Origin of the sequence: Enterobacter sp. MGH 16, assembly GCF_000493175.1 — a bacterium.
Taxonomy (GTDB): domain Bacteria; phylum Pseudomonadota; class Gammaproteobacteria; order Enterobacterales; family Enterobacteriaceae; genus Enterobacter; species Enterobacter roggenkampii.
Window position 1 is genome coordinate 2776256 of the sequence record NZ_KI535695.1, and the last position, 12459, is coordinate 2788714.

The following is a 12459-nucleotide window of genomic DNA, read 5'->3' on the forward strand; positions in this document are numbered from 1 at the left end:
AATAATTAGTAGATGGTTGACCACTTCGCCATGACTGAATCGTACGTAGCATAGAGGCCCGTCAACCTTCAACCAGCAACCTTTTTACACGGGAAAGATCCGATGATTTTCGGCGCGTCCATGCTGTTCTGCAGCAGTTGGACATTCAGGAAAGCTTTTCCGTTACGCTTCACAAACTCAAAGCCGTAATTGTTACCATCACGGGAAGGCATCAGGCCCATGTCGGTTTTAACGTTGTCCCAGTCATCTTTCTTGCCAAGAAACTTAATCTTCTGAGATGTTACCTGTTCACCGTTGATTTTCGTCCAACCGTTATCAGCCGCATGAAGTCGATATCCGCCGCATTGCAAATCAGCAAAAGCCGCTGAGCAGGAGAACAATAACGAAATTGTCAGAACTAACTTCATACGCTTCATGAATAAATCCTTTGCTGCGCCGAGGACGAGAGTAAATCCGCCGCGCCACGCGCTTCGCACATCATATCCATGTACCACGCCTGGCCCCTTGTATCGCCAGTGTACATAATCCCGCGCACAATATAAACGCCATCCGTTGCGATGCTGGCAGGCTGCGCCGTGGTGCCGCTGAGCGTGATATTTCCGTCCGTGTTCTGGTCGGTGATCTGCCCACCAGCCATAGCGATATCATTGTTCGACAGCGCGGTGCGATACACGGAAGCCTGATCCAGCTGAATAAGCCCGTTAACCCGGATATTCGGGTTAATCAGCGCGCGGACGTTTACGCCGTTGCCGATGGTCTGCTGTGGCATACCGATAAGCCCGGTAGCGCTGTTTAGCACAATCGCGTCGTGAACATACTCGTTATTCGCCACCATCTGCCGCTGGCCGTCCACGAATTGCCATGTTGCGCCACATTGTCCGGCCACGTTGTCCATAAGATGCCGTGTCATGCCGAACAGCACCCGACCCCGGGGGAATACGGTAGCAGGCATTTCAGGCGTCAGGCCTTCTGTCGCGCCTTTGGCCTCGAAGTCTTTCATCAGCGCGCGGTTCACGTCTGCAACCGTGTAACCGGCGGCCAGCGTCTGCGAGGTTATGCTGGTAGCAAAAGCCAGATCCGTATCGGCTGCCTGAATCAGGACGTAGGAATCAATGGGGCTGTCTTTACCGGTGACCGAGTAGCGTATTTCGCCGCTGAAAATCAGCCCGTAGTTCCGGCCATCACTCTGGCCCACGTCCGCCGCGTCGACTTCGCGCACGGTCCCGACATCGCTTGCCGACACCTCCGGCGCAATTCCGTCGTAACCGGCAATCAGCCGCACCTTAGAAAACTCCTGCCCGGTGATGCGGTTCACCGTATCAGCTGACAGGTTGTAAATTTTGAACGTTCCAACCCGTGACGCGCTGCTGATGTTGAACCAGTCGATCGTAAAGGTCACTTTAAAATCGCTGAGCTCGATACCCTGCCCGTTCTCGTCCACGAGCTGCAGCTCGAAATGTCTCATCCAGTTCTGTGACATGCTTACTCCGTTGATACCAGTAAATGACTGCGGCCGCCCAGGTCGGTTTTCGTCGGATAATCCTGTGTGCTGTCGTCACAGACCACCACCAGCTTAAAGCCGAGCCCCATATAGCCGTACTGCGCCAGCAGGTCAGCCCCCGTTACAAGAGGAATACCGGAGATTACCGGCTCCCCCCTGTCGTTCTGCAGGTCCAAAATCCAGTACAGATCGCGCCAGGTGATGCTAATCCGCCAGGTGGTACCTGCCAGGATGATGCTGAATTGCTGGTTATCCGCTGTCAGCGGGATTTCCTGAATTGCCATTAGCCGAGCCCCAGTAATGACGCCGCGTTACCCGTGATGCTTTTCAGCAGCGAGGGATTTGGCGGCTTTGTGGTTTTGTTGCCGGTATTCAGTACCGCCGACGTGCTGGCCCCGTCCTTCATGTTGGTTTTATCCGCGACGGTGATCTGCTGCGTCTGCGAGATAAGAACCTCCCTCAGGGTGAGAACGGCAGACAGGACGTTTTCGGTTGTCTTGTCTGTCGTCACTTCCAGCGCGCGGATCAGCATGTTGCTATACAGCCGTTTGCCGGTCACCACGTCGAAAGGAATACGGCTCGCCTGCAGGTCGAGTATCTCCTGATACGTCTGCTGGGGACTTAGACCAAGCAGGCTGGTAGCCGTCAGGTTACTGGCAAAATCCAGCAACGATCCGCCACCAGCGAAACCGACCTCCATCACCACTTCAGACGGTTTTTTGTAGGCATGGTCGGCGATGGCGGCCCCGACCTCGACAGGGTGCTCTGTTATCTCCAGCGTGTCGGTATGCTTCTCAGAAACAACCACGCTGGGGACAATCATCCCTATTTTTCGGCTCTGCTGCTGAAAGAGCGTAGAGAGAATATCCATTAGCCCACCTTCGTTTGATTACCGCGCATAACCTGGGCGTTTGCCGACTGCTGTCGACGCTCGACCTCGGTACCGACAGAACGCGGGTCACCACCACCGTAAATGTGGTAGGTGTTTTTCTGGTTCACGTTCGCCCCGCCAATTCCCGCGACGGCAGCCTTCCCGATTAACTCCTTCGAATAGATGTTTCGCCCATTCTCATGGTGAATAATGCTGCTCATTAATGCCGACATCGTTTGTGGGTCGTTAATATTTAAAGCGGCCTGCGGGTTTACTCCCAGACGTTGGGAAACCGCCTGTATATAGGCTGCTGTATTGTTATTGTCGGAAGCGGGCGCCCAGGTGGAGATAATTTTCTCTACGCTGTTAATCCCTCTTCCTGCATACAGCACGAGCTGGCGCGAAAGAGCGCGCAAACCATCGAAGGCGGTTTCGAATCGGGCAAACCTGCCGCCGGGGCGCTCAAGTTCAGCCCCCGCCTGACCAGCAAAATTCAGGTTTCCGGGATTATTGTTCCGTTCACCTCGCTTTGCAGCCTGTCCAATCTGATCTGGCTCATCATCACCAAACCAGCCGCGAACCGTTCGGCCCACGCTGCGAGGATCGAATCCCCAGTGCTCTTTAATCCAGTCGGCGGTACCGTTGGCGCTGTCTGTTACCATCGGCATCGCTGACGGATTTTCGCTGCCCTGATTAAGCATCTGTTTGCCGATACTGGCGGCATCAGCCCAGCGGCCATCTTTAATGGCGTTGAGTAGGTCGGCGATCATATTCAGCATTTTGCTGAACTCGCCCATCTGGTCGATAAAGTTGCTGAAATCCCACTTCAGGGACCATGATTTGGGGTCAATATTGAGCAGCTTCGCCAGCGCTTTCGCCAGGTCGTTAACGGTCGTTTTAAGGTCACGAACCATCTTCATCGCGGCGTCGACTTCCGGCTTCCACTTGCCCCAGTCAATCAGGCTGTCCCCGCCTTCCTTCCAGGTCTGATAGTCCTCCCACAGAAGGGCAATCCCCGCCGCCAGCGCGGTAATTAGGCCAATCGGCGACATCCAGAACGTACTGTTCAGAATGCGCAGCGCAATCGTCAGCGCGCCGAACAACGAGATGAGCTCCCGCGTTTGCTTATCCAGCGATTGCCACCAGGTGATAAGGCTGGATGTCCCCTCAATAAGCCTGAAGAACAGCCGCCCGATAATGTCCCCGAGCGCCAGAATGCCTTTTATGGCTTTCGTCAGGGTCTGCTCGATGCGCGGGAAGTTATCCAGGATGTGTCGGCGCAGCGTGTCCAGCGAACCCGCCAGACCACCAGCAAGATTAGAGCCGATTTTGTCACGGGCCATGCCTGCCATCGCGCCGAACTCGCGCAGGGAGGTCATGAATTTGTTGGAGCTTCTGGCCGCCTCGTCAGCATTGAAGCCGATAGCTTTCGCCATTGCGCTGTACTGCCCGGAGAAACCGCCCACACCCCGACGCATCGCCATCAGGGTATTTTCGTCAATGCCCAGCATCTGCGCATACTGGTTAGCCCGGTAATACGGCATGCTGCTGAGCTTCTGGCCGACACCCGTAAAGATAGCGGCCATATCGCGCATGTTGCCGCTGGCGTCACGGGTCTGTACGCCCAAGCGATTCAGGAAGCCTTCCGCGCCGGGATTGTTACGAACAAACCGGGAGAGGCTTTCCAGTGAGGAGCGCGCCGCGTCTACGCTGCCGCCTACCTGCGAAACAGCATAGCCAATAGACTGAATCCCCTGAACCGTCGCGCCGGTGCGCTGTGACGCCCAGTAGAGATTATCCAGCCCCGAGGCGATCTTAGCCGTGAAGGCCACCACGGTAAGCGCGGCACCTTCGACGGCCAGCCCCATTTTGATAGCGTTTGCGGTCGTACCGGCGAGAACTGAGTCGAATTTTGACGCACCCGCTTCGTCGATATCAAAACCGAGCGAGACGAGGAAATCTTTAATAGTCTCAGCGTTCATTATCCTCTCTCCATTTCTCAATACGGCGCTGGTTGTCTGCCTTAACGGCCAGGTGGTCATTCATCAGCGCGATATCACACAGATCGACCGATCCATCCTTCAGCGCGTAATAAGGGATTAACCCGGCGTCAACCGGGTCAAGGAGATAAGACAGCCCGTCAGGCAGGCTGTTGAGGGTTAACCCTGAGGCTGGCCCAGCGTCGCGCTGGTAGGGCTCACGGGCAAAAAATTTCCCAGCGAATCGGCGACCACCCGCGCCACCAGCTGCAGCATGGTCAGCAGGTCGATATCATCGAACATCAGCTGACCGCTGTTGAATACCGGCGTCCATCCGTCCATGTGCTTGCGTGATACCACGGCCAGGCACGGATGAATAATCGCGTTGGTATCTTCTTCAGTCAGGGAAGACAGTTCCTCAGCGATGCGCGGGAGCAGGGTTTCAAACACCGGTTTCAACTGATCGAATTTCACGGTGTCGATTTTGCCATCAGCAGGCAGAAGGGAGCGAATGCTCCCGAAATCTGACATCATGCCCGCCAGCACCGGCAGCAGTTTGCGGGTCACTTTCAGCTGGTCAAAAACGCTGAGTTTTGCCACGCGGTAATCGTGGCCTTTGATTGAGCATTCCATCTGTTAAAACTCTCCGAGAACCTGGTCGATTTTGCCGCAGTCAAACACCCAGGGCATCGTATTACCGGCTTTAGCGTTGGCGTTATCCGGCTGTTTCTGGAACGCCACGCTGCGCGCCGTGATGATGTCTCCGCTCACCTTGTTGCGGATCACAATGACGTTGTTTCCCCAGGTACCTGAGGACTGACTCTGCGCGTTGTACGCCAGCGACAGCTTTTTGTTTGTCGGCGAGGTCTTCAGCAGGTTGACGGTTACCGTGCCGCTTTTATCCGCGTGCAGGCTGTGCATCACTTCGCCGTCAGCGCCGATGGTCATGGTATTTTTGGGGCCGCCCATTGCAACGGTGATCCCCTCCTCTGAACTGGCGGAACCGTAGCCCAGATCAATCTCGCCGGTCGGGCCGGAGAGGGACGCCGTGACGTCCATAAAAGAATAAGTAGCCATTCATGTTCTCCTTAGCGAACGACGTTGATCTGCACATCAGCGAAATGAACCGCACCCGCCAGCTTACAGGCCACCTGAATAACAGGTGCCTTACGTGCTTCACGGTCAGCCTGCGCCTGCTCGGAAATCGGCTGCGCGTAGACGTAATAGCCTTTTGTCAGCGTGTCGCCGGAATCCAGCTGCCCAATCGGGCCACCGTTCCATACGCCAGCAGCCACCAGCCCGTTCGTGACGGACTGATCCATCGACTGCTCAACATTGGAAAGCAGACGCGTAACGCCAGCATCGGTCTGTGGGACTTTGGTTGTGCTGGTGTAGAGCAGGTTGTACAAGTTGGTCTGAACGTAGTTCTGCAGCCAGTCGAGCCCGTGGCGTTCGTCGAAGAAATCACCGCTGGACATGACGCCCTGCTGCAGGATGGCCGTATCGTTCTGGTAGTACACAAATACGTTGCAGTTTTTGGCATCCAGCGCCGCCGCCTGATTGGTGGTCAGGGTTTCATAGGTGATCCCCGGCTCCTGCTTGAATTTCAGGGTAATGGTGGTGTTGCTGCCGTTGAAATTCACAGTAAACGCGCGGCCAAACGCAGACAGCGCGGCGTACTTGCTGCTGGTGGAATACTGCACAAACGTGCGAGCGTATTTTGCCGCCTTCAGCTTATAAGCTAGGTCGGTAGTGGAGGTCGCGTTTACCGTCTCAGGCTCTGCAGTGGTAATCGCCAGAATTCGGCTGAGACTGGAGGCCTCAATCGCAGCGGCCACGCTCAGCCAGTCGGCATCGTCGATATCTTCATCGTCAGCCACGGCCAGGCCGTACCAGTTCGTGTAATTCAGAACGGCGTTCACCGCCTGCAGTAGCGTTTCCGTCGAACCGCTTTCAGCCGATACCAGCGTTTTAGCCCAGCGACCGACATACACCTGCTGCGGTTTCGGCGATTGCGAGAAATATACGGTCGCGGCTTCATATTCCGGGCTATCCACGCCGAAATCAGAGCCGATATCTTCAGGGGATGAGTAGAGGCGAATACGCTCAGAAACCGGGATAACCGTAGAACTCCCGAGAATGAGCAGCGAACCAAAGTTTCGACCAGTAGCCGCACGCGGCCCAATGATCACGTCGACATTAACGACGTTAGATACAGGTAATCCCTGCGGCATAATTTAGTCTCCGAAAAATGAGACGGGCGCATCTTGTAGCGTCCGGACGTTGTAGGTACGAATGTTTTTGCGGGACAACGTGATGGTGAGGTCGTAGCGCCTCACCCACTGGTTATTAATGAGCTCTGGCAGGTTGTAGATAGTCCCGGCCTCCACCAGCGAAAGCCCCGAGCGATTCAGTTCGGCGTTGTTTTGCTCGACAAATATCCCCGCGCGGAAAGTTGATGCAGTGTTGGCCCCCAGAGGGCCATAGAAGCAGCAAATCACCGTTACCTGTTCCCATGTCCATTGCTCGGACTGTTCTTCCGAAACCTGAACATCGGATTGGCTTAACGGCTGGGGAACGGTAGTGATACCGAAGGCGCACCACGTCACCCCGTTGTTGGGGATCTGCGGCTGCGGGTCAGTCCATCGGGGGAAAACAAGCGCGGCCGGCAAGCCAGAAACGCCACGAATCCACCGGCTGATTTCACGCTCCAGCGCCTCGTCATACTGGGGGCTATCCCCGACAGGCGTCAGATAACCGCGCGCGGTGCTGTCGTTACTCAACTGGCGTCCCTCCGTTAAAGTCCACCAGCTCACAATGCGCCTGGACGAATCCGGCGCCGTAACTGGTGTACGGATCGACAAATGTCACCCGGTAAGCACGCCCGTTATAGCTCACGATATCGGCATCAAGTCGCGGGGCGCTGTCTGAACCGGGCTGGCCCTGGGTTAATCTGAACTGCGTCACGATGAGGATCGCACCGCTGATGTTCTGGCCTGCCGCCATTCGCCTGGCTTCCAGAGAACGGTCAACCGTCACCACGCCAGAGAATGGGATATCCTGAGCTGTGTTTTTCGTGAAATTGTCCTCATCCACCGTCTGAACCTGCCGGTGACACACCAGACTGGTGTCCATGAAGTCGGGATCGAGAAGAACATCGCTCACATCGAGAAGAGGCATTATTTTTTCCTCACGACGTAGTTAATTGAGCGCAACAGGTATCCGTGGGCATAAAGCGGCTTTTCGCCGGGAATGCCCTCGGCCCTTCTGCGTTCGAGGGTTTTCTCAGAAAGTGGGTGCAATCGGTCACCAGCACCGATAACGGCTTTTGCAGCGTCACGGGCAATCTGTCCGGCGCTCTCCAGCTCACGCACTGCTGCTTCAGTCTGCCCCTCCAGCGCGGCGGTTGCCGCTGCCTTGAGGTGTGCAGTGGTTCGGGGTTTTGAATCCTCGATCCCCATATCCAGAAAAGGACGTGGGGGAAGCGTGACTGTCGTACCGTCGATTTCCACCGTTGCCCCCGTCGAGTGGAGATAGCCCAGTTCCGCGTTATTAATCGGAGAGCCATCCTCACGCCCTGCCTTGTCCTCAGGTATTCCTACCAGCACATCCATTCCGGATAGCTGGCGGAGGGATTCCAGAACAGCCACGGCGTTATCAGCACGAACCGTTAACCCGCTTTTCATAGCAGCTGCCTGCCACCAGCACCGAACATCGACCACCACCAGTAGAACTCGCGCCCGTAGGCGGTGCTGTTCCAGAAACCGGCATCCGGATTGATTACCCCGGACACGTCATAGCTCACTGAAACCTTATCCACGGACTTAGAGGACACTACACCTGCAGCGCCGTTGCTGTTCACACCACCAGCGGTAGCGGCGGCCAGCGTGCGGCCGCGCAGCTCCGTATAGTGAGCTGTGAATAGCTCGGCCAGGTAGACGAACTGATCGCCCTGTACGTCCTGATTCAGGAGTGAATCGGCCTGCCCCAGATAGAAATTCACTGAGGGGTCAGGGTAGCGGGTTTTATCGGCGAACTCGGGAAAGTCGGTGCGGAACTGCTCGTTAGTCGGAAGCCTGCTGTTTTTTGGCATTTTTCGCGTCCCCGGCGGTGTTATCGGTTTTGTCCGTGCTGTCGGCAGGTTTACCGCCTGCTGGTGCCTGAGCGGCTGCCAGCTGCGCTTTCAGGTCTGTGTTTTCATTCCCCAGCGCGGTGATGGTTTTTTCATGCTCAGCCAGCTGCGCTTTCAGGGTGTTATTTTCTTCTGCCAGGAGAACAAGGCTCGCGGAAAGGTCTTCATTGCTCTGCTCGTGCGCCAGGTCGGCTTCGTCAATCGGGCGCGCATAGGCTTTAAAAGCCCAGTGGTCCTTCACTTCTTTCGGGAAAGAGGAACTGTCGTGGATGCCCTGAGACAGCTCAAATTTAGAACCGTCGGAAAAGCTGAGAGTAGCGCCACCGGAAACAACGTATTTCATGTTTTTTGCTCCATAAAAAAAGGCGGGTTTCCCCGCCTGTTTCAGGTTAAGACGCCGGAACGTCCAGGTAAGAGATCGTATTGGAATACGGGGTTTCCACCTGGCCCAGCTTGCCGTAGTAAGTGGTCAGCTGCTGCAGGCCGCGATACTCCAGCGGCGTGTTCAGCAGAGGAACCATAGGGAAGCGAACGTATTTTTCGTCCTGGGTATAAGCAACGATACGATGCGCGCCACCAGCGCCACGCTTGGAGGCCCACTTCATGGAGACGATCTCCAGTGGTGTGCCGTTTTCCTGAAACGCGATGGTGTTAATCTTCACGTATTCCAGCACGGAGATATTCCCTGCAGAGGAAACCTTTTTGCTCGCCAGCAGGCCGAACAGCTCCGGAGCCAGACCGATTTTCGCCGGGCAGACCGCATAACCAGAACGAACCCAGCCATCAGACAGTACCAGGTTGATATCCTGAACAATCACATCCGGATCGGTGGTTGCGGTCCACGCTGCAGCTGCAGCAACAGGAGTAACATCCGGCAGGTTCAGCAGGCCAGCAACGCCGAGCTCGTTATCACCGATATAAACCTGTTCGTCGGTGTCCATGTTCCACTTCAGTTTCATGCCTTCGTATTTCTGGACATCAACCGGACGGCCCAGTTTCTGGGCAGAAGCCAGTTCCGGCACCGTCCAGCTGATTTCCTGCCCCCACAAGGTGAGGTTGTTACGGGTAGGCTGAATATCGAGTTCGATACCAGGAATGGCAGTAGCTTTTTTGCCGATCCAGTTTTTACCGTTAGGGTTTGGACCACCAACGCCCACGAAATCGGTATTAGTGAAGGATGACACTTCATCAGCGATAGAAATGTCGCTGCGCAGCGGCATGTCGCGTGACCATTTGTAGGACACTAAAGGCATGTTCAGCGTCTGATCCATGCGCTCCAGTTCGCCGACGAGAAACGCGCCGGTGGAGTCGATGGTCGCTCTGTCAATTGTAAACATTACTTATTCCCTCAGATGTTATAAGCGATTTCAATACGGCCGTCGGCTTCACCCGGCCCCATGACCTCTGCATTTGGCAGCTGAGGTGTATTTGATGCGGTAGAGTCCGGAGACAGCACAAAGGAGCCAACCGGGCTTTGAGTGGTGCCACCAGCCACGCGAACGTAAACCGGATCGCCTTTTTTCGCGGTCGCCGCGTTGCCTGCTGTAGCTATTACGCAGATGTAACCGCGTTTCAGGTTGTCACCAACCTGATTAGCCGTCACACCGATGTAAGCAAGGTCCAGAGCAGAGGTAATCGGGAACGGTCGAACCAGAATCCCTTTCACTTTGCTGATGGTGTCGCCAGATTCCAGCGGAACGAATTTATCGTTCACGTATTTACCAACCAGCCCGTAGGACGCGAACTGCTTCGTGTGGTCCAGGCTAACCGGCTCGATGGTGAGATCACGAGGACGGGTAACGCCCCCGGCAATGCCCAGGGGCATGCGCGTTAAATATGCAGTACCTGCCATGATGATTTACCTTATTTGTTTTTTGCCCAGAATTCGGCGTTGACCTTGTTCAGTTCTGCCGGGGAAAGGTGCTTAGTGCTGATTCCGCTGTCCGTGGTGCGGGTAATGTTGTTTAGCGGGGTCAGCTGATTTTTCGCCTTATGCAGCGCCACAGCGGCAGTAAATACCGCGTCGACCGTAGCCTTTGGCGCTTTGTAGAAATCATCCACTCCGAACGATTTCAGGCTGTCGCCAGTGCGCATTGCATGACTCAGCACCTGACGCTTCAGACTCTTATCACCAGCAGGCTGGAAGCCAGGGCAGATAATTTCCGCATCGGCGATCAGGTTGCGCTTAAAGGCGGCATCACCCGTCACTTTGCGGTTTTCTTCCTCGTCTTCATCAGTGGTCATATTGCCCGGGTCCGGATCGCCGTCGGTGGTTTTACCCTCCAGCTTTTCCAGACGAGCCAGCAACGCTTTCGCCCAGGCCGGAATTTCTTCATCGCCGGTGCCGGTTTTGTCTTTGTTCGGATCGCCTTCGTCCGTAGTGGTGCGATTGCCTTCAGGTAAGGCTGTGGCCTGTGAAGGAATGTTGATGGTGATAGAGGAACCGGGGATTGAAGGCATGCCATCAGACGGCATATCCGGCGCTTCGTCGATGAGTTTTGCCAGTGCATCCTCATCTTTCGTCTTAATGGCCTGAGCCAGTTTTTTAAGCCATGACATTACAGGCTTCTCCTTTGTTGTTGATGGGATGGAATCCCCGATTGCACAGCGGCCACCAGCACGCCCCCGGTCGATGCCGACAGCGAGGTGGTTACCTGTGATTTGGTATTGCTTGCCTTTGCCGGGTGCCAGCTGCTTGTACTGCGCGTCATAGCCACAGCTGACATCGGTCAGGCCAGAATTCACCGCGTCGATTGCTTCCTGGCGTTTAATCAGCACGTCAGCAATTAGCAGATCCGATTTATCGCCGGTGCCGCGCCGGACGTTCTGAATGTGTCCGTGTGCCAGCTCTGCGAAGTTAGAAGGGTTCACGAAAACGATGTTGCCCAGGCTGTCCTCTGGATGCCCCAGCGTGACGGCTACGCCCTCAAAGCTCGCCATTGTCTCCGGCGAAAACACCTCGTCTTCTGTTCGCCAGACTGTCACCGTGCCGGTGCCGTCCGGTTCGAGGTCGATTTCCTCAGGTAAATAGACCTGCGTCCCTGTGCGTGCGATCGGCACGTCTTTACACAGCAGCGATCCGTCCGCCTGTAGATAGCGCGTTTCGCCCAGGCGTGTAGTGAAGAAATATTTCATGGGTTACCTGCTCGATTACGGGCAACAAAAAGGCCGCCCGGAGGCGACCTTGTGAGATGGGAAAAATGTTCGAAATAACGGGCTATTTAACATAAGGGTTCTTACCCGCACCGACGAAAATGGACTCGATTAAAATGTCCCCTTAAAGCCGTAAAAGTAGCGATTAACTGGGCTGAAAATCGGTCTTTTCGAATACAACATTTTCATAACATTTCGCGGGTATTGCAGTTCGCATGAAATGAATGCTCAAAGCCGTATTTTTCATTTTCTCGGTGCAGGAATCTGTACTTCAGGCCAGCATTTGCAGTTTGGCAAACATCCGGCGTGTCCGGTCATACCGTCCAGCGTCGGCGGGTTATCCCAGCGCACAAATTTATCTTTCATCTTGCGGTGAGAATCGCGCGTTCCGGCCCCCTCGATACGCCACCAGTAGCCCTCTGAGCCAACCGAAAGGGCTCTGGCCTGCGTCAGCGCGCCGGTAGCTCGTCCAATCTCTGTACGGGCAATCAGTTGCGCCCTGCTGGCGGTCACGTCACCGGAGGCCATGATCATCTCGTAGAGTTCGTCCGGACGTTCACCAGTGATAACCGCCTGCATTGCGCGCTTTTGTATGTCCATCACGCGATCGGCTGCTTCCAGCGGCAGGGACTTCATCAGCTGAATCTGGCGGTACACGATATCCTGCGCCACCTGCCCGACGGGGGTATTACCCACCACATCGCGCAGGCCAGCGCCGATTTCCTCTGATACCGATTTCCACTGATTCCATTCCTCCTGCTCGACCTGGGCAAACATCCTTCGCCCGACCTGCTCTGCCCAGTCGCTGATTACCTCGGAATAG

At 55.4% G+C, this 12459-nt stretch carries 18 protein-coding genes; all 18 read right to left on the reverse strand.

Going from position 1 to position 12459, the window contains the following annotated elements; genetic code table 11:
• Positions 1-68: 68 nt before the first annotated feature.
• Positions 69-416: a hypothetical protein gene (locus L362_RS09885; protein ID WP_023344720.1), complete on the reverse strand. Its 348-nt coding sequence runs from the start codon at positions 414-416 to the stop codon at positions 69-71.
• Positions 413-1480 (reverse strand): hypothetical protein, encoded by a 1068-nt coding sequence (locus L362_RS09880; RefSeq protein ID WP_023344721.1) that lies wholly within the window; start codon positions 1478-1480, stop codon positions 413-415. Before L362_RS09880 ends, L362_RS09885 begins: the two co-directional genes overlap by 4 nt.
• A gap of 2 nt (positions 1481-1482) precedes the next feature.
• Positions 1483-1785, reverse strand: a complete 303-nt coding sequence (locus tag L362_RS09875) for a phage baseplate plug family protein (protein WP_023344722.1) — start codon at positions 1783-1785, stop codon at positions 1483-1485.
• Positions 1785-2372 carry a phage baseplate protein gene (locus L362_RS09870; RefSeq protein WP_023344723.1) on the reverse strand — a complete coding sequence of 196 codons (588 nt, stop codon included), beginning with the start codon at positions 2370-2372 and terminating at the stop codon, positions 1785-1787. The genes L362_RS09875 and L362_RS09870 overlap by 1 nt, the downstream gene beginning before the upstream one ends.
• Entirely contained in the window at positions 2372-4354 is a 1983-nt protein-coding gene (locus tag L362_RS09865) for a hypothetical protein (protein WP_023344724.1), read from the reverse strand. The genes L362_RS09870 and L362_RS09865 overlap by 1 nt, the downstream gene beginning before the upstream one ends.
• Positions 4344-4508, reverse strand: coding sequence for a DUF6889 family protein (locus L362_RS24955; RefSeq protein WP_023229521.1), 165 nt, complete (start codon positions 4506-4508; stop codon positions 4344-4346). Before L362_RS24955 ends, L362_RS09865 begins: the two co-directional genes overlap by 11 nt.
• A gap of 23 nt (positions 4509-4531) precedes the next feature.
• On the reverse strand, positions 4532-4984 hold the full coding sequence (locus L362_RS09860; RefSeq protein WP_023344725.1) for a phage tail assembly chaperone: 453 nt from the start codon (positions 4982-4984) through the stop codon (positions 4532-4534).
• Positions 4985-4987: 3 nt separating this feature from the next.
• Complete coding sequence (locus L362_RS09855; RefSeq protein WP_000257260.1) at positions 4988-5428, reverse strand: DUF3277 family protein; 441 nt, start codon at positions 5426-5428, stop codon at positions 4988-4990.
• 11 nt (positions 5429-5439) lie between these two features.
• Entirely contained in the window at positions 5440-6585 is a 1146-nt protein-coding gene (locus L362_RS09850) for a DUF3383 family protein (protein WP_023344726.1), read from the reverse strand.
• Positions 6586-6588: 3 nt separating this feature from the next.
• Positions 6589-7134: a phage neck terminator protein gene (locus L362_RS09845; RefSeq protein ID WP_023150228.1), complete on the reverse strand. Its 546-nt coding sequence runs from the start codon at positions 7132-7134 to the stop codon at positions 6589-6591.
• Positions 7127-7531: a hypothetical protein gene (locus L362_RS09840; RefSeq protein ID WP_023344727.1), complete on the reverse strand. Its 405-nt coding sequence runs from the start codon at positions 7529-7531 to the stop codon at positions 7127-7129. Before L362_RS09840 ends, L362_RS09845 begins: the two co-directional genes overlap by 8 nt.
• On the reverse strand, positions 7531-8037 hold the full coding sequence (locus L362_RS09835; RefSeq protein ID WP_023344728.1) for a hypothetical protein: 507 nt from the start codon (positions 8035-8037) through the stop codon (positions 7531-7533). The genes L362_RS09840 and L362_RS09835 overlap by 1 nt, the downstream gene beginning before the upstream one ends.
• Positions 8034-8444 carry a DUF4054 domain-containing protein gene (locus L362_RS09830; protein WP_023344729.1) on the reverse strand — a complete coding sequence of 137 codons (411 nt, stop codon included), beginning with the start codon at positions 8442-8444 and terminating at the stop codon, positions 8034-8036. The genes L362_RS09835 and L362_RS09830 overlap by 4 nt, the downstream gene beginning before the upstream one ends.
• Positions 8416-8826, reverse strand: coding sequence for an STY1053 family phage-associated protein (locus L362_RS09825; protein ID WP_023344730.1), 411 nt, complete (start codon positions 8824-8826; stop codon positions 8416-8418). The genes L362_RS09830 and L362_RS09825 overlap by 29 nt, the downstream gene beginning before the upstream one ends.
• Before the next feature lie 46 nt (positions 8827-8872).
• Complete coding sequence (locus tag L362_RS09820) at positions 8873-9820, reverse strand: DUF2184 domain-containing protein (protein ID WP_016247459.1); 948 nt, start codon at positions 9818-9820, stop codon at positions 8873-8875.
• Positions 9821-9831: 11 nt separating this feature from the next.
• Positions 9832-10335 (reverse strand): structural cement protein Gp24, encoded by a 504-nt coding sequence (locus L362_RS09815; RefSeq protein ID WP_023344731.1) that lies wholly within the window; start codon positions 10333-10335, stop codon positions 9832-9834.
• An 11-nt stretch (positions 10336-10346) separates the two neighbouring features.
• A complete protein-coding gene (locus tag L362_RS09810; protein ID WP_023344732.1) occupies positions 10347-11618 on the reverse strand; it encodes a DUF2213 domain-containing protein in 1272 nt (423 codons plus the stop codon).
• A 261-nt stretch (positions 11619-11879) separates the two neighbouring features.
• Complete coding sequence (locus tag L362_RS09805; protein WP_016247462.1) at positions 11880-12413, reverse strand: phage head morphogenesis protein; 534 nt, start codon at positions 12411-12413, stop codon at positions 11880-11882.
• Positions 12414-12459: the final 46 nt, after the last annotated feature.